The organism is Micromonospora cabrerizensis (assembly GCF_022230955.1).
Taxonomy (GTDB): domain Bacteria; phylum Actinomycetota; class Actinomycetes; order Mycobacteriales; family Micromonosporaceae; genus Micromonospora; species Micromonospora cabrerizensis.
Genome location: NZ_JAKKFI010000056.1, coordinates 1 through 17,431, shown reverse-complemented (window position 1 = coordinate 17,431; position 17,431 = coordinate 1). Strand labels below are relative to the sequence as shown.

Sequence of the window (17,431 nt, the reverse complement as noted above, 5' to 3'; positions counted from 1 at the left end):
GGGGATGAATTCGCTCAAGGGTGCGGGTGTCATCGGGGTGCTCGGCTTGATTGCCGTTGCGGTCAAATTCGCGGCCGACGTCCCTTACCTTGTATTCATCGTGACGGCCATTCTGATGGTTGCCGCGGTGTTCGTCTACCTTGCGTCACGCAAGCGTAACCGTCAGGATTTGGAAAGCGCCGAGTTGTCCGGCATTACCCGAATGCTCGGATTGGACGGAATCTCCGAAGCTAGGCGGGGACGCGGCACGCGACGACGTGGCGGGTCGGTGTTCGTGCCGGCGCTGCTCGTGGTTCTTCTCGTAGCCGGAGTAGGTCTCACCGGGTGGAACCTCGTGCGCCCCGAGTTCGAAGGGGCGGATCCCGATTCCGCGTCCGTGAACGGTCCGCTCCCCGGCCAGCGCTCAACCAAAGACAAGAAGCTCCCCAGGCATCCGGACGATACCTTCTTCGACAACTTCCATTACCGCGCCCACAACGACCCCGCGCTCGCCGCGAACGGGTGGCAGGTTCGCACAGAGGGCGGTGGTCCCGGTATTGCCGACTCCTGGACCGCCGACACGCTCAGCTTTCCGGTCGACAAGAGCGCCAAGGGTGGCAAGGCTCTCCAGTTGCAGGCCTCGACGGACGGTACTAAAGCGGGCACGCGCCAGACCGAACTTTTCACCACGGAAAGCGGCTTTTTCCGAGGGACGGTCACGGCCCGCGTGTTTTTCACCGACAAGCCAGTGACCGGGCGCGATGGAGACCATCTCAACCAGGCGTTCTGTACCATATCGCCCTTACATACCTCGGCGGACTACAGCGAGCTCGACTTCGAGTACCAGCCGAACGGAGGCTGGGGTACGGTCGGGTCCAAGATCGACATGGTCAGCTGGCGCAGCTCGACGCCGGGCGACCGGGCGACGGACGACTACAAGGGAAGCCTCGCCGGCTGGCGCACCCTGATGATCACCGTCACGGACCAGCAGGTTACCTACTCGGTTGACGGACGCGCGCTGTTCATCAGCATAGGAAAGACCGTCCCACGCGAACCGATGCGGCTCATGTTCAACACCTGGTTCATCGATCTGCCCTTCAAGGGCGGCCGCACCTACAACATGCGAGTCAACTGGGTCTACGCGAAAGCGAACAAGGTGATGTCGGTGGCTCAGGTGCAGAAGGAAGTCGACCAGTTTTACACCAAGGGCGACCACCACATAAACACCCTGACGCCGAGCTGAGCGCGCAGGCTACTACGGCAGCCGCCATTAGCTGTCTGACCAGGGTGGACACCGCGGGTGATATGGCCTCAGCAGCAGAACGGCGGCCACCTCCGTCAGATGCGCGCGAATCATGGTGCTGAGCTTCGCTAGCCTCTGCACGTGATCTCCTACCGCGCTACCGCTGCCGCGGATCTCGACCGCGTGACCCCGTGGATCGTGACCGAGCCCGTTGGTTGGATCATCGCCGACCGTTACCTGGCCGATCTGGCCGAGGGCATGTACCGGCCGGAATGGACCTGGATCGCCGAGTACGACGGCCAGGTCGTGGGACGGGCATTGTGGTGGGGGCCGAAGGGCAGCCCGCATCCGGTCGCGCTCGACTGCCTCGACGTGCATCCGGCAGTGGGTGACCGTGCCGCCGTCGCCGCCGAGCTGATCAGGGCCGCGCTGGCCGGGATCCCGGAGCCGGTGCAGTACGTGATCGAGGTCACCGGTGGCTGGCGTGACGTTCCGGCCACCGTGTCGGCCGTGGAGTGGCGGCGGGCGGCGGCGCATGCGGCGGGCCTCACCCGGGAGGTGGAGCGGCTGCAGTTCGAGTGGGCACCCGCCGACGGGGTGCCTCCTGCGGCCGGCAGGCTGCGGTTCACCGAGGCCTCGGACGAGGAGTTCCTCGCGGTGTTCAGGAGAGTCGCCGTGGGCAGCCTGGATGCCCAGACCCGTGCGAACCTGGCCGCCAAGGGCGTGGACGCGACCGTGCGCGAGGAGATGGACTTCTATCTCGGGGCGCCGGGCAGGCGGGAGTGGTGGCGGATCGCCTACACGCGCGAGGGTGAGGTGGCGGGCATGGCGATTCCCTCCGCGACCCCGTACAACGTGAACGTTGGCTATCTCGGGGTGGTGCCGGAGTTCCGCGGGCGCGGCTACGTGGACGAGGTGCTCGCCGAGATCACCCGCCTTCACGTGACCAACGGGGAGTCGCGCATCACCGCCACCACCGACATGGGCAACGCGCCTATGGCGGCCGCTTTCGGTCGCGCCGGATACCGCAACACGGGGATCCGGATCAACCTTTCCAACGACGTCCAGCCCTAGACGAGGAGAGGCGAGCTCGGACCGCCGCGCCATCACTGATTGGAAGACGGTTTCGACCGTCTTCAGGGTTCCGTGCGGCTTGCCAGCAGACCGCTGGGCGAAGGTCAGGGCAACTGGGCATCAAGTTCGTCGAGCGCGTCGTGGACGTACTCCTGCCCGAGGCCGTCCGGCAGTGTGACACGCACTCCGTAGACAAGCTCCACAAATGCCTGTCGTACGGTGGCCAGCTCTGCGCTGGTCAGCTCGATGCGGTGCCACGACGCCGTGGGCGACTTGACCGGACCGTCGACGAGCCTGTCGGCGACGGTCTGGGCCAGTGCGTACGGAGTGCCGGTCCGCGCGTCCCACTCGTCGCCGCCCAGCTCCTCCATCGCGCACGCGACGAGCTGCCCCCAGCGGCGGAACTCCGCCGGATCGCCGCGCAGCTCGTACCCGGTGGGATGCAGTCGCACAGCCCTACGGCCGATCGGTACGTCGTCCAGGCCAACGCTCATCTCGCCGAGGTCGAACTGAACGCCCTGCCGCCGCCAACCCTGCGCGATGTCGAGCGCGCCCGCACGGGCGGCGCCGGCCAGCAGCAGCGCGGTGCTCACGGCCCGCTCGTTCCGCTCGATGGCATGCATCAGCGCGGTGTGCCCGTGACGATCGACCGCGTTCGGGTCTGCGCCTGCGGTGAGCAGCACGTCAACGGCGGCGTGGTCGGCGCGCCGGGCGGCGAGGACGGAGTCCGGGCCGGCGCCGTCGGAGAGCGCCTGTGCCACGGCCGCCGGATTGGCCGCCCGGACGGCCGCAACGAGGTCTGCCTCACGATCCATGCGGACGACCCTATGTGGATCGAGTCGACGGAAGGTGCCCGAAAACCGCACCGGCCCCGGGCGGATTGTCGTGCGACCATGGGCCGCGCCCGCCGCCGAGAACGTGGCCGACCCTGACGGGAGTCGTCGCATGGCATTGCCGTCGCAGATGAGCCGCCGGCTGACGTTCCTGTTCGCGGTGGCGGCGGGAGTGGCCATCGGCAACCTCTACTGGACGCAGCCGCTCCTCGGCTTCATCGCAAGCGACCTCCGCACCGAGACCGCGACGGCCGGCTGGCTCGTGACCGCGACACAGGTCGGGTACGCCGTCGGCGTCCTGCTGCTCGTGCCGCTCGGTGACGTCCTCGACCGTCGGCGGTTCGTGCCGGTGCTGTTGTTGACCTCGGCCGCCGCCCTGCTGCTGTGCGCGCTCGCGCCGTCGATCGGCGTACTCCTGCTGGCACTCGGTCTGCTCGGGGTGACGACGATTTCCGGGCAGGTTCTCACGCCGCTCGCCGGGGATCTTGCCGGTGCTGCCGACCGTGGCCGGGTGGTCGGCACCGTCGGGTCTGGCACCTTGACCGGCATTCTGGCCTCCCGCACGATCAGCGGGTTCGTCGCCGACGCCGCCGGGTGGCGCGCGATCTTCGTCCTCGCCGCGGTGGTCGCGGTTCTGCTCGCGGTCTTGCTCTACCGAGCGATTCCACCGCTGGCACCGCGGACGCGTATGCCGTACCCGCAGCTCATCGCCTCGGTCGGCGCGGTGGTCATCCGCGAGCGCGCGGCCCGGTGGACGCTGGTCCTGGCCGCCACCGGCTTCGCCGTGTTCTCGCTGTTCTGGACGGCGCTGACGTTCCTGCTCAGCGGCGCGCCCTTCCACTATCCGGCGCCGGTGATCGGGTTGTTCGGGTTGGCTGGCCTCGCTGGTGTCCTCTCCGGCCTGCGCGGCGGGCGTCTGCACGACCGCGGGTGGTCGTTGCCGGCCACCGGCGCGGCCTGGGTGCTGGCCCTGTGCGCCCTCGTCGTCGCGGTGTTCGCCGGCCGGTCCGTCGTCCTTCTCGTCATCGTGATCGTCATGATCGACGTTGCTCTCCAGACACAGGCCCTCCTCAACCGGGCGCGGTTGTTCGCCCTCTCCCACGAGGCCCGCAGCCGGCTCAACACGGCGCTGGCCACCAGCAACTTCATCGGCGCCGCTGCCGGCTCCGCCGCCGCGACGACGCTCTGGTCCGTGGGTGGCTGGGCAGCGGTCACGATCACGGGTACGGCACTCTGCTGCTTCGCGCTCACCGTGTGGGCGCTGGGACGTCGCGGCCCGCTCGTGATCCGCGTCGCCATGCCCGACGGCGCGGCAGCGGACCGCAGTGGGTCGCCCGCACCCGCCTGACAAGAGGCCCTAGTGGTCGTGGGGCTTTCCGCCGCGTTCGAGAGTGAGCAGCGGCTCGGCGAACACGGGCGCCGGCGCGTCGGGGTCCGCGGCGACGACCTCCTCCAGCCGGCGGAAGCCGGCCTCCAGGTCGTCGGGGCTGAGCTGCGCAAAGAACGAGAGGGTACGCAGGCGCAGCCGTTCGAGCATTTGGCGGTAGGTGCCGGTGGACGGCTCGGTGACCGTACCGAAGCTGGTGACGCGCCAGCCGAGGGACGTGAACATCGCGATCACCTCGTGCAGTGGCTGGAACAGCGAGGCGTCCACCGCGTACCCGTTGGGGAAGTGCGCCAGCCACCACGGCCGGGGGTGGTGGTCGCTGAAGTTGGCCCGCAGCAGCAGTCGGCCGCCCGGCCTGATCACCCTGGTCAGTTCCCGGGCTGCCCGGGGCTTGTCCTGAACGTGGTGCCAGGACAGGAACATGAGGGCGTAGTCGACGCTGCCGGACGGCACCGGCAGGTCCTCGGCGGCGCCGGCCAGATACCGCACTCCGGGGTGCTGGGGTTGCGCCTGCGCGACCTCGCGCATGCGAACCGATGGCTCGACGCCGGTGACCGGCCCGAACGCCTCCGCCAGCGCGGGTGTGAACCTGCCGGTCCCCGACCCGACGTCGAGCCCCGTGAGCGGACGCCGATCGGGCAGCACCGCTTCGAAGGCGCTGATCCATTCGCGCAGTTGTTGCTGGGCGAGCGCACGGCCGCGCGCATAGTCCTGGTGCTGCTCGGTGTCGTAGTCGATCGACCTCATCACGCCTCCCGGATCAAGCGGGCGGCCGGAAAGCGCCGCCTTGATATATCGAGCCGATACATCGGGACGATATTTGACGTCGCATCACCAGGCAAGGTGTCGTCCTGCCTGGAGCCCGGCCGTGGGCGGTCGACGCGCTGCGGGCAACCGGTGTACGGGCAGGCGTCACGAGCCGAGCGCAGCCGACGGGCCAGCGCTTCGGGTGGTCTTCTGAATCCTGATTCGGGTCCGGTCGTCCCGGCGTACGCCCTCTGAGGACGCTCCCAACAATGGGCAGCCGTCGATGTTAGCGCGCACCAACAGCCTCGCTCAAGGGCCCAAATGGGGTCTGTGTCAGGAGAAAGGGGCGGTGCCTGCGACGAGTTGCGGGAAGGTGATCACGCCCGAGGGTCACCGTGTGACACCGGCCGATGTTCCCAGCAAGTTACGACTTGACGAACGCCATGTTATCGCTCACAGTCGATGCTTAAGGACGACGACACCCTTGGCTTACCGGGCGAGCCTGCTTCGTCGACCTGGAATCAGGCGTGTGCCGGGCCATGCAGAAGTCTTGTTAGCGCTAACTACTACGACGCTTGTGCCCGGCCGCGCGTCGCGGTGCGCCCATCTTCGGGCAGGCCGCTCGGCTCTTGGTCACTGAAGGAGGATCATGTCTGCCCTTGATAGGTCTCCATCGATCGCGCCGCCGGCGCGTCGGCGATGGTGGTTGCCCCGAGTTGTCGCCGCTGGCGCGATGGCGGTGCTGGTTGGTGGTGTCGCTGCGGCGATGGTGCCGACGCCCGCCGCCGCGGCAACGGTCGACACGACCGCGTGGTACGTGTTGGTCAACCGCAACAGCGGCAAGGCCCTGGACGTCTACAACCTGGCCACGAATGACGGCGCCCGGATCACCCAGTGGGCCCGCAACAACGGCAACCAGCAGCAGTGGCAGTTCGTCGACTCCGGGAGTGGCAACTACCGGTTGAAGTCACGGCTGTCCGGCAAGGTGCTGGACGTCTCGGGCTTCTCGACCGCCAACGGCGCCAGCATCGTGCAGTGGACTGACAACAACAGCAACAACCAGCAGTTCCGGTTGGCCGACTCGGACAGCGGCTACGTCCGGCTGATCAACCGCAACAGCAACAAGGTGATGGAGGTGCAGGGCGCCTCGACCGCCGACGGCGGAAACATCGTGCAGTACGACGACTGGAACGGCAGCAACCAGCAGTGGCAGCTCGTCCGCGTCGGTGGGACCGATCCCACCACGCCCCCGCCGACCGGCACGTGCGACCTTCCGTCGACGTACCGGTGGTCCTCGTCGGGCGTGCTGGCGAACCCGAGGTCGGGCTGGGTGTCGCTGAAGGACTTCACGGTCGCCCCGTACAACGGCCAGCAGTTGGTCTACGCCACCACGCACGACTTCGGGTCCAGCTGGGGTTCGATGAACTTCGGCCTCTTCTCGAACTACTCGCAGATGGGCTCGGCCAGTCAGAACGCGATGAACTCGGGGACCGTGGCGCCGTCGTTGTTCTACTTCGCGCCGAAGAACATCTGGGTGCTCGCCTACCAGTGGGGTGGGCCGGCGTTCTCCTACCGGACCTCCAGCGACCCGACCAACCCGAACGGGTGGTCGGCGGCGCAGACGCTGTTCACCGGAAGCATCACCGGTTCCGGCACCGGGCCGATCGACCAGGCTCTCATCGGTGACGGTACGAACATGTACCTGTTCTTCGCCGGTGACAACGGCAAGATCTACCGGGCCAGCATGCCGATCGGGAACTTCCCCGGCAACTTCGGCAGCAGCTACACGACCATCATGAGCGACACCACGAACAACCTGTTCGAGGCCCCGCAGGTCTACAAGCTCCAGGGCCTGAACAAGTACCTCATGATCGTCGAGGCGATCGGTTCGACGGGCCGCTACTTCCGCTCGTTCACCGCCACCAGCCTGGGTGGTTCGTGGACGCCGCAGGCCGCGACCCAGAGCAACCCGTTCGCGGGCAAGGTCAACAGCGGTGCGACCTGGACCAACGACATCAGCCACGGTGAGCTGCTGCGCACCAACGCCGACCAGACCATGACTGTCGACGCCTGCAACCTGCAACTGCTCTACCAGGGCCGTTCCCCCAGCTCCGACGGCGTGGACTACGGCCTGCTGCCGTACCGGCCGGGTCTGCTGACCCTCCAGCGCTGAGCTGGCGTCCTGAGTTCGTCGATCCACGGCGGGTCGGGGCAGGTCAGGTAATCGAAGTGGTGGATGAAGGGCCCGTGGCGGACAAACTCCGCCGCGGGCCCGTCCACATCAGGTGGACATGTGGGCATGTGGATGTGACCGACCGCCCGACCTGGGTCGTCGCCGCAGGATCGTCACCCCGTCGGATTAGCGGGCGTGGATAGAATCGGCCCGTGGCTCGTGAATACGACACCCAGCTCATCGAGTCGGTCGCGGTCCGCCGCGCCCGGATGCGGGAGTTGCTGCTGTGGGGCCGGCAGCGCCGGGTCCGTGCCACGGGTGACGGGTTCCGGTGGCTGCGGATCGGGCTCGTCCTGGCGGCCGTGGCCTGCGCCGGGTGTGTGGGCTGGTCGTTCCTCAAGGACGTCATCGCCGATCAGCAGAGGGCCCGCAACCCTCCAACGGTCCAGTCGGAGGGCACGCGATGACCCAGGCGCAGACGCCCACCGCAGGCCAGCTCAGCCGGGTGACCCTGGCCGGCGCGCGTCGACGCATCGATCTGGTGCTGCCGGCCGACGAGCCACTCGGCCTCCTGCTGCCCGAGATCGTCGCCATGATCGGCCACCGACCGATGGACGACTCCCGGGGATACCAGATCAGCACCCTCGACGGCACGGTGCTCGATCCGGCCGGCAGCCTGCGACAGGCCGCCGTCCCGGACGGCGCGATGCTCCGGGTCGACCCCATCTCCGAGGCCCCGCCGGCGGCCATCGTGCACGACGTCGCCGACGAGGTCGGCGACGACCTCGCCCGCCGGTACGGCCGTTGGGGCGTTGCCGCCCGGAGGTGGACCGCCACCGCCGTGTGCCTGATCGCCGCCACGATGGCGGCCGTGCTCGCCGCTGGGCGACTCGGCCCCGCGCTGGTGTGCGTCATCGGCGGCGTGGTCGCGTTGGCGGGTCTCCTCGTCGGGCTGGTGGCCAAGCGGGCCGTCGGAATGGCGGTGCTGCTCAGCGGTGCCGCGATGGCGATGAGCATGGTTCCCGGGCTGACCAGCGGGCAGACGTTGCGCTGGGCCCTCTGGGCTGTCGGCGTGGGCTGCGTCCTGCTTGCGGTGGGCGCGGTGACGGGCAACCGCCGCGCCGGCGTCCTCGGTGGCGGGACGGTGCTGACCCTGGTGGCCGGTTGGGGCGTACCGCTGGCACTCGACATGCCTGCCGAGCGTGTCGCGGCGGTGCTGGCGATCGTGTCCGTCGGAATGCTGGGGCTCCTGCCCCGGATCGCGATGATCGCGTCCGGGCTCACCCGCCTCGACGACCGGCGAAGCAACGACGAGCTGGTGAGTCGAGTGACGGTGGAGGCCGCAGTCGACTCCGCACACCGCGGGCTGGCCGTGGCGGCACTGGCGTCGGCGACGTCGGCGGCGCTCGGCGGTTTCGTCCTGGCGTCCGCGGCGGGCCCGTGGGCAACGGTGCTGGCGGCCCTGGTGGCCAGCGCTCTGCTGCTGCGGATGCGGGCGTTCCCGCTGGCCGTCGAGGTGGTGGGGCTGGTGGCCGCCGCTCTGGTGATCGTGGGCGGCCTGCTGATGCACTGGGTGCGGGATACACCCGGCGCATGGTGGGGTTCGGCGCTCACGGCGCTGGCCTTCTGCGCGGTGGCCCTCGTGATCCTGGCGTACCGGCCACCACCGCACGCGCTTGCCCGAGCCCGGCAGTACGCCGACCGCACCGAGGCGCTGACCGTGATGGCCCTGGTGCCGGTGGCGGTCGGGGTGTTCGGGCTCTACTCGCGACTTCTCAACACATTCTGATTGAGGCGGTGGCATGAGCGCTCCACCGGTGCCCGGCCCGACCCATTCCGGCGGGCACGGACCGTACCCACCACAGCGGCGGGTGCAGGAAAGCTCGTCCACCCCCGCTGCCGCTCCCCGGCAGCCGGCGTCCGCGCCGCAGGCACCGCCGCAACCCGCGCAGGCACCGCGACCGGCACCGACGCCCCGGTCACCCGGTGAGCCGGCGGGGTCGGAGCCGAACGACCTGTCGATCGTCCGGCGGATCCGCGCCGGCGATCCGCCGCTGCGGCGACTGTGGCGCAGCGTCAGCCGGATGTTCACCAGCAGCCGGGCGACCCGTGCGCTCGCCGACCTCGCCGCCGAGGTGCAGGTGCCGGTGCACACCGGCCGGCGCATCGCGGTGGCCTCCGTGCAGGGTGGGGCAGGAAAGACCACCGTGGCGGCGGTGCTGGCGTCGGTCTTCGCGGTGCGCCGGTCCGATCCGGTGCTCGCCGCCGACGCCGACCCGTACGAGGGCTCGCTGACCTGGCGACTCGGCGCACCGGGCGAACCGCCCCTGGACCGGCTGGCGCCCGACCTGATCGCGGCCCGGGGCGGTGACCTCCGTGCGCTGGAGCCGTTCCTGCCCCGCACCGGCACGGGCCTGTGGGTGTTGCCGAGCGGCACCGCGAACCCGACGCTGTGCAGCGAGGTGACGCGGTCGCTGTCGCGACTGTTCGCGGTCGCCGTCGTCGACTGCCCACCCGGCCTGGAGTCGCGGACCGCGGCGGCGGCCATGGCGGACGCGCATTCGGTGGTGCTCGTCGCCGCGGCGACGCCGGACGGCGTGCGGGCCACCTACCAGGCGCTGCGCCGGATCATCGACAGCGGGTACGGGTCGTGGCTGGCGCGTGTGGTGGTCGTCCTGAACGCCAACAACGCCGACGGTCGGGCCGCCCTCGTCGACGATGCCGCGCGCGACCTGATCGAGCAGACGGGCGTACCGGTGGTGGTGCTGCCCTACGACCGTCACCTGGCAGCCGGCGCGCTCATCACGCCGTCGCGGGTCGGCGAGGCGACGCTCGTCGAGGCGACCCGCGCGGCCGCGTTGGCCCTGGCTGCGGCCAGGCGGATGTAAGCGGAGGACGCCCCGATGTCGACGCGCATGGTGCACCGCCCCACCCGGATGGCCCGTCCGGCGTCCACCATGGATCCGCTCGTGCTGGATGCCCCACCGCAGCTGCCCGACGGTCGGTCCGCGGTGGGGCTCCAGGCGCTGCTGCCGATGGCCGGCGCGGGGGTGGCGATGAGCATGATGATGTTCATGCGCGGCTCCGGCTTCGCGGCGTTGGGTGCGGTGGTGATGGTCGTCGCGCTGGCCGCCGCCGGGGCGATGTACCTCAGCCAGCTCGGCAAGGCCGGTCGCCAGCGCCGGGTCCAGCGTGAGCGGTACCAGGACTACCTGGAAGAGCTACGCGAGCAGCTGCGTGAGGACGAGCAGCGCCTCCAGGAGCAGGCGACGGTGCTCGACCCGCCGGTCAGCCGACTGCTCGACGTCGTCCGCAGCCCGGCGCGGCTGTGGGAGCGCCGCCGCGCCGACATCGACTTCCTGCGCGTACGGGTCGGCATGGGCGCGCTGCCCGTCCGGCCGATCCAACTGCGCGAGCAGAGCACGCCGACCAACCCGCTCGACCCGTTCATGCGCCACGAGGCCCAGTCGTTGATGCGCCGGTTCGAGCTGACGCCGGGGCTGCCGCTCCGGGTCGACCTGGACTGCGCCGGCGATGTCAGCGTGATCTCACCGGACTACCAGGACGTGGTCGCCCTCGCCAGCGCGGTCCTCGTCCAGGTCGCCGCGTTCCACGCCCCCGACGACGTGACACTAGCGATCGTCACCACCCCGGAGCGGGCGGTGACCTGGCAGTGGGCGCGCTGGCTGCCGCACCTGCTCGACCGGACCTCGATCGGCCCGAGCGGCCCGACCCCGCTGCTGGTCACCGCCCCCGGGACGCTCGCCGAGCTGCTCGCCGCCGACCTGGAGGCACGGGCCACCAGCGCGCTCAAGTCCTTCCGCCACAACGCGGGGCGCGCCGAGGCCCGTACGCGGTCGAGGCTGCTGGTCATCGACGACGCCCACGGCGAGGTCGCACGCGGGTTGGCGAGCCCCGACCAGTTCGTGGGCCTCGGGAGTCTCGGTGTCACAGTGGTGCACCTGCTCGCCGACCGGCTGCACGAGCCCGGCGACATCTCCCGGCGGATCACCATCGACGGCAGCTCGCTCGTCCTGGAAGATCTCACCGCGTCGCCGCCGATGACCGTGACCGGCACCGTCGACGAGGTGCCGGTGCCGCTCGTCGAGGGCCTCGCCCGGGGCATCGCGCCACTGCGGCTGTCGGCCGACTCCTACGACGACGGCACGGGCACCCCGCCGGCGGACTTCCAGGATCTGCTGGGGCTGTCCGATCCCACGAACCTGGACCTCGCCACCCTGTGGCGGCCACGGGCCGAGCGCGACTTCCTGCGCGTACCCATCGGGGTCGACCCGGTGGGACGCCCGGTGCTGCTCGACCTGAAGGAATCCGCGCAGCTCGGGATGGGTCCGCACGGGCTGTGCGTCGGCGCCACCGGGTCGGGCAAGAGTGAGCTGCTGCGGACGCTCGTGCTCGCCCTGGCGGCGAGTCACCCGCCCGACCGGTTGGCGATGGTCCTCGTCGACTACAAGGGTGGTGCGACGTTCGCACCGTTCGCCGAGATGCCGCACGTCTCCGGGCTGATCACCAACCTGGTCGCCGACGCCGCGCTGGTGGAACGGATGTACACCAGCCTCGACGGCGAGGTGCAGCGCCGCCAGCAGCTGCTCGCCGACGCGGGCAAGGTCACCGACATCGTCGAGTACCACCTGCTCCGCGCGGTCCAGGGCGAGCGCAGCACCCTCCCTCCGCTGCCGAATCTGCTCGTGCTCATCGACGAGTTCGGCGAGTTGCTGGCCGCCAAGTCGGAGTTCATCGACCTGTTCCTCCGGATCGGGCGGATCGGCCGGTCCATCGGGGTGCACCTGCTGCTGTCCAGCCAGCGGGTCGAGCAGGGCAAGATGCGCGGCCTGGAGAACTACCTGGCCTACCGCCTCGGGCTGCGCACGCTCACCGAAATGGAGTCGCGCACCGTTCTCGACACGGTCGACGCGTTCCAGCTGCCGCCGCTGCCCGGCAACGGCTACCTGAAGGTCGACGTCTCGATCTACCAGCGGTTCAAGGCCGCCTACGTGTCCGGCCCGCTCACCGATGGCGCCGAAGCCGAACTCGCCCCGATCGTCGGCCCGCTGGCGAAGCCGATGCCGGTGTTCGGCACCGTCCGCCGGGACACCGACGACGACGTACCCGAGGAGCCGAAGGCGACCAGACGCACCACCGGGCCGACGCTGCTGTCGACCGTGGTGGAACAGATGTCTTCGAGCGGCCAGCGTGTCCAGGCGATCTGGTTGCCGCCGCTGCCGCCCGCGCTGACCCTCGACCAGGCGGCCGGTGGGATCCGCAGCACGCCCGAAGGGCTCCGCCTGGACATCGCCGAGCAGGCCGCCACCGGGCTGCCGGTGCCGCTCGGCCGCCTCGACGACCCGGCCCGCCAGTGGCAGGGCCCCTGGCTGATCGACCTGGCCGTGGGCGGGGGCAACGCCCTCGTACTCGGTGGGCCCGGCACCGGCAAGACGACCACACTGCGCACCCTGGCGCTGGGTCTGGCCACCACCTACCGTCCGACCGACGTCGGGATCTACGGCATCGACCTGCTGGGTAACGGGTTGTCCGGCCTGGCCGGGCTGCCCCACGTCGGTGGTGTCGCCAGTCGTGAGGACCGCGAGCGCATTCGCCGCACCGTCGATGAGGTGCACGCCATGCTCGCGCAACGTCAGCGCGTCTACACCCAGCACCAGTTCGACACGATCAACGACCTGCGTGCCGCCGACGAGCGCGTACGCGCGGAGGTCGGCTGCGTCGACGTGGTGCTGTTGATCGACGGGTACGGCCAACTCAACGCCGAGTTCGAGAGCCTCGAACCCAAGGTGCACGACCTGCTTGCGCGGGGCGGCCGCTACGGCATCCACGTGATCGGCACCGCCCGACGCTGGAACGAGGTGCGCGCCGCGCAGCAGGTCGCCTTCGCCAACCGGGTCGAGCTGCGGCTCACCGAGCCCGCCGAGTCCAGCATCGACGGCAGACTCGCCCGAGGCATCCCGGCGGACCAGGCCGGCCGGGCGCTGACCAGCGGCAAGCTGTTCGCCCAGGTCGCCCTGCCGCGCCTCGACGGCCAGCCCGACCCGTCGAACGCCGGCCTGGTCGCCGCCGTCCAGTCGGTACGGGGATCGTGGTCGGGGCCCGTACCGCCACCCGTCCGGGTGCTGCCCGCGGTGCTCCCGGTGGCCGACCTCGCCGGCACGCCGGCCGGGCACGGGGTGGTGCCGTTCGGTCGGTTCGAGAGCGACTTCACCCCCGCGGTGCTCGACCTCTTCGGTCGAGACCAGCACCTCCTCGTCCTCGGCGACCCCCGCACCGGCAAGACGAACCTGTTGCGGCTCGTGGCCGAGGAGCTGATGGGGCAGTACACCTCCGACGAGCTGGTGTTCGCCGTGTTCGATCCGCGTCGAGGGCTCGCCGACGTGGTGCCGGAGGCCTACCTCGGTGGTTACGCCACCAACGCGACACTCGCCCAGCAGTTGTCCTCGGCGGTGTGCAAGGAGCTGGCCAAGAGGCAGCCGTCCGAGGCGGCGCGTCCACGGATCGTGCTGCTCATCGACGACTACGACATCCTCGCCGCGTCGGCCAGCCAGCCGCTCGGCGCGTTCGTCCCGTACGTGGCGGCCGGGCGCGACACCGGGCTGCACGTCGTGATGACCCGCCGGGTGTCCGGTGCCTCGCGCGGCCTGTTCGAGCCGTTCCCGCTGGCCGTACGCGAGGCCGGCTGTCTGGGCCTGCTCATGTCCGGTGACCGGACGGAGGGGCAACTGTTCACGGGGGTACGGCCGATGGTCCTACCGGTGGGGCGCGGGCAGCTCATCCGCCCGGGGCACGCGCCACGCATGACCCAGACCGCGTACGTCGGCGAGACGAAGGAGCACTGATGACGTTCGACACGGTGGCCCTGTGCCGCGCCGAGCCCGACGCTGCCGCGATGCTCGGCGCGCTGCTCGCGGTCGGGTCCGACCTCAAGATGGACACGGTCGACTCGGCCGGGCTGGTGCAGTTGTTCGACCCCGGCGACGGGCGGCTGTTGCTGACCGTGGAAACCGCGCGAGTGGTACAGGTGCCGGGGGAGGCGGAGCGGTTGCTCGGGGTCACGCTCGACGACTCCTTCGGCGGTCGCGTCTGGTGGGTGGAGAGCCGGGCACCGGACGACGACCCGCAGGCCGCCGAGGTGACCCGCCGCTTCACCGCCGCGCTGGTATCGATAACGGGAGGGCTGACATGGGCGGACCGATGACGGGAACGACCGACACGATCAGCGACAAGGCCGTCGTCCTGCACCAGCACCGTACGGTGGTCGGCCTGTCGCCCTGGCTCGCCGAGGCCGCGGTCGACGCGGTCCGCAACGGGCTGATGCTCCAGCTCGTCACTCCGGCCGGCGGCGTCATCACGTACCCGGTCGAGGTGATGCTCGGGCAGGCACAGGGGCAGTGGGTGGTGCGGGCCGGCGACCAGTACCGCGACGGGCTCACCGGTCTCCCGTTGCAGTGGGACGGCCACCGCTTCTCGTCCGCCAACGGCTCCCAGGGCGGCGGCGCGCTGCCGACCTCCGAACCGTGGACCGGCGGCCTGGAGATCCAGATCGTCACCCTGCACCCGGCCACCGAGGCCTTGGAACTCGGCGCCAGCACCGAGGTCGCCGTGCGCGCCCTCACCGGCAACGACCCGGTCGGGTGGGGCGTCGCCGAGCCGGTGACCGACGGGTGGTCGCGCCGCGACCTCACCTCGTTCTGTCGTACGCGCGCGCCGGCACCGACCAGCGTGGCGATCGTGGGCGGCGAGAACCGGTCGGCGCTGCTCGGTGTCCTCACGGTCGAGCGGGTCGACGTCGGCGTCCGCGAACAACTCCGACTGGCCGGCCCCCCACTGTCGGCGATCGACGAGGCGACGATCGAGGCACTCGCCGAGAAGCTGGCACCGACCGTCCGCAGCATGATCGTGGCTGTGCACCCGGGCCGGTCCGGCGGAGTGCGGTCCAGCACGCCGAGTCTCCCCGCGCTGCCATGGGGCATCCTGGTCGGGCGTCAGGAACAGGCGCTCGACGCCGAGCCCGAGGTGGTCCCGGGTCGGGCGCTCGGCCGGGGCGCACGGCGAGCCTGGTGGTACAGAGTGGACAGCGGGCCGGGCGCCCCGTACGAGAACCTTGCGGCGGTGCTCCGCAGGTACGGCCTGCGTACCGACCGTCAAGGCACCGCCTGAGGGGCCCGCAAGCGCACCGACGACGGTACGTCGATCCGGGGGAGCAGCCCGCCGTGCCTGACGGCGCGTTGCTCCCCCTGACTAGATCGGCTCGTGTGCGCGGTCGATGAACGAGCTGACGCTCTCCGCCTCGGCACGGGTCTGCTCGTGCAGGCCCGGCTCGTTGGCCAGGCTATCGAAGTAGCCCTTCTCGTCGGGGCCGCCGAGATCAAGAATCGTCGGGATGGTGATGATCGTCAGACGCCACTGGAGACGAGGAGTGGCTTCCTTGAGCAGGTCCACCACTCGGGCGCGTTCCGAATCGTCCAGATGCTCAGGCCCGATGCCGCGAAGCCATCGCACCAGACTCTCCGTCGCCCCTTGCACGATGAAGAAGGCCCACGATCGACCGATGCGGTCGACGACCTCGTCCGGTGGCGTCGTCCAGGTGGCACCGAAAACGTCCTCCGAGTCCAGGTACGCCTCGGCCCAGTCGCGCACCCTCTCGGGCGTGACGTCGGCGAGGGTCGGCATCGACTGCTTGAGCCCCGCGTACAGGATGAACCAGTAGTCGTCGAAGAACGCCTTGGGCAGCCCCCAGTCGGTCTCGTCGCCGTAACGGTCTCTGACCTCCACCAGGTAGGCGAGACACATCTCCAACGCCTGTACGGCTTCAGCCCGCTGCTGAGGGTCGGGCAACAGCTCTCGTGTCGCCTTCTCACGCTCGACGGGATCCGCCAGCCGCCACGGAAGCGGCAGGGCAGCCAGCAGTTCGGGGGCAACCCAGGGACCGGTCACAGGAAATCAACTCCGTAGGGCTTGGGCTTGAAGAAGTCACGCGTCGCGTCGAGGTTCGGCATGTGCTCGCTGAACCAGGGAGCGGCCTTCTTCATCGGGTGCGCCGGGTCGACCGCAGCCCGTTCCACCGCCTGGTGCAGATCGGCCAACTGCTCACCCGACAAGGTGCGCCCACCGATAGTAATCGGTACGTTCTGGGCGGCGAGCCGTTCGATCGCCAATTGCGGCGGGTCGTTGCTGGTTTTGCTGAAGAGCCCTGTCCATCCCTCGTCGGTGCCGACCCGGACGCTGACCTCCCGCCCCGGCGCGGCGGCACGCCACTCGAGCATCCGTTCCAACTGGGCGGGATGGGACTTGAACTTGTTGGCCACGGTCTGCGCGGCGGCCTTGACCTCGACCACATGGACGTTGCCGTCAGCGGTCTGGTAGACGAGATCGGCTTCGGGGATGCGACCGGTGTCGACGACCGTGCCGTTGCCCAGGTTGACCCGTTCGCCGATGACCACATTCAGACCGATTTTGCTGCCCGGCGCCAGGTCACCGCTCTGGATCACCTCGTTCGCGGCGCGCAACTCGGCCGCCGCGCCGTCGAAGGCGGAGCGGTCCCCGCCGAGGTTGTCGAGCATGTCGCGGAAGAGGTCCCCCTGCCGGTTGACGTTTCCCGCCAGCCGCCCGGAGTCCTGAAGGTCCATGTAGTCCCGTACAGCCCGGTTGGCCGCACCGTCCGGCAGATCGGTACGGGCGAGCAGGTTCTCCACCTGGGCCCGCGCCTCAGGACCGAGCCGGTCGGCCTGATCGACGAACCGCTGCTGCTCGGCGGGCGTGAGGTCCCGACCTCGGTCAGGGATTCCCCCACCCGGCCCGTTCGCGTCGGGGGTGTTGCCGTCGGGCAGGTTCCCGTCGGGGGTGTTGCCGTCGGGCAGGTTTCCGCCGGGGGTGTTGCCTTCGGGCAGGTTCCCGCCGGGGGTGTTGCCTTCGGGCAGGTTCCCGCCGGGGGTGTTGCCTTCGGGCAGGTTCCCGCCGGGGGTGTTGCC

The 17,431-nt window shown here is 70.0% G+C and carries 13 protein-coding genes and 1 pseudogene; 10 read left to right on the top strand and 4 right to left on the bottom strand.

Features of this window, described 5'->3' with window-relative positions:
- Positions 1-4: 4 nt before the first annotated feature.
- On the top strand, positions 5-1,222 hold the full coding sequence (locus LADH09A_RS11750) for a glycoside hydrolase family 16 protein (RefSeq protein ID WP_238644925.1): 1,218 nt from the start codon (positions 5-7) through the stop codon (positions 1,220-1,222).
- 141 nt (positions 1,223-1,363) lie between these two features.
- Entirely contained in the window at positions 1,364-2,296 is a 933-nt protein-coding gene (locus LADH09A_RS11745) for a GNAT family N-acetyltransferase (RefSeq protein WP_238644924.1), read from the top strand.
- A gap of 104 nt (positions 2,297-2,400) precedes the next feature.
- Here the strand turns inward: LADH09A_RS11745 and LADH09A_RS11740 are convergent, their stop codons facing one another.
- Entirely contained in the window at positions 2,401-3,111 is a 711-nt protein-coding gene (locus LADH09A_RS11740) for an ankyrin repeat domain-containing protein (RefSeq protein WP_238644923.1), read from the bottom strand.
- A 130-nt stretch (positions 3,112-3,241) separates the two neighbouring features.
- Here LADH09A_RS11740 and LADH09A_RS11735 point away from each other — a divergent pair, with 130 nt between their 5' ends.
- Complete coding sequence (locus tag LADH09A_RS11735) at positions 3,242-4,477, top strand: MFS transporter (protein WP_238644922.1); 1,236 nt, start codon at positions 3,242-3,244, stop codon at positions 4,475-4,477.
- Positions 4,478-4,486: 9 nt separating this feature from the next.
- Here LADH09A_RS11735 and LADH09A_RS11730 read toward each other — a convergent pair whose 3' ends face one another.
- Positions 4,487-5,263 carry a class I SAM-dependent methyltransferase gene (locus LADH09A_RS11730; protein ID WP_238644921.1) on the bottom strand — a complete coding sequence of 259 codons (777 nt, stop codon included), beginning with the start codon at positions 5,261-5,263 and terminating at the stop codon, positions 4,487-4,489.
- Positions 5,264-5,912: 649 nt separating this feature from the next.
- Between LADH09A_RS11730 and LADH09A_RS11725 the strand changes: the two genes are divergently transcribed.
- The 7 genes from LADH09A_RS11725 to LADH09A_RS11695 all read left to right on the top strand — a co-directional run bounded on the left by LADH09A_RS11725 (position 5,913) and on the right by LADH09A_RS11695 (position 15,620).
- The gene (locus tag LADH09A_RS11725) at positions 5,913-7,436 is read left to right on the top strand and encodes a non-reducing end alpha-L-arabinofuranosidase family hydrolase (RefSeq protein ID WP_238644920.1); all 1,524 of its coding nucleotides are present in this window, start codon (positions 5,913-5,915) and stop codon (positions 7,434-7,436) included.
- 212 nt (positions 7,437-7,648) lie between these two features.
- The gene (locus LADH09A_RS11720) at positions 7,649-7,903 is read left to right on the top strand and encodes a hypothetical protein (RefSeq protein WP_238644919.1); all 255 of its coding nucleotides are present in this window, start codon (positions 7,649-7,651) and stop codon (positions 7,901-7,903) included.
- Complete coding sequence (gene eccD / locus LADH09A_RS11715; RefSeq protein ID WP_238644918.1) at positions 7,900-9,225, top strand: type VII secretion integral membrane protein EccD; 1,326 nt, start codon at positions 7,900-7,902, stop codon at positions 9,223-9,225. The genes LADH09A_RS11720 and eccD overlap by 4 nt, the downstream gene beginning before the upstream one ends.
- Positions 9,226-9,238: 13 nt before the next feature.
- Positions 9,239-10,324, top strand: coding sequence for a MinD/ParA family ATP-binding protein (locus LADH09A_RS11710; protein ID WP_238644917.1), 1,086 nt, complete (start codon positions 9,239-9,241; stop codon positions 10,322-10,324).
- 15 nt (positions 10,325-10,339) lie between these two features.
- Entirely contained in the window at positions 10,340-14,299 is a 3,960-nt protein-coding gene (gene eccCa, locus LADH09A_RS11705) for a type VII secretion protein EccCa (RefSeq protein ID WP_238644916.1), read from the top strand.
- Positions 14,299-14,658: a hypothetical protein gene (locus LADH09A_RS11700; protein ID WP_238644915.1), complete on the top strand. Its 360-nt coding sequence runs from the start codon at positions 14,299-14,301 to the stop codon at positions 14,656-14,658. The genes eccCa and LADH09A_RS11700 overlap by 1 nt, the downstream gene beginning before the upstream one ends.
- Complete coding sequence (locus LADH09A_RS11695; RefSeq protein WP_238644914.1) at positions 14,655-15,620, top strand: DUF6177 family protein; 966 nt, start codon at positions 14,655-14,657, stop codon at positions 15,618-15,620. The genes LADH09A_RS11700 and LADH09A_RS11695 overlap by 4 nt, the downstream gene beginning before the upstream one ends.
- A gap of 81 nt (positions 15,621-15,701) precedes the next feature.
- On the opposite strand, the gene LADH09A_RS11690 is transcribed toward LADH09A_RS11695, so the two are convergent.
- Entirely contained in the window at positions 15,702-16,397 is a 696-nt protein-coding gene (locus LADH09A_RS11690) for a hypothetical protein (RefSeq protein ID WP_238644913.1), read from the bottom strand.
- A pseudogene (locus LADH09A_RS11685) lies at positions 16,394-17,431 on the bottom strand (hypothetical protein); the annotation flags it as partial. The gene LADH09A_RS11690 and the pseudogene LADH09A_RS11685, both read right to left, overlap by 4 nt.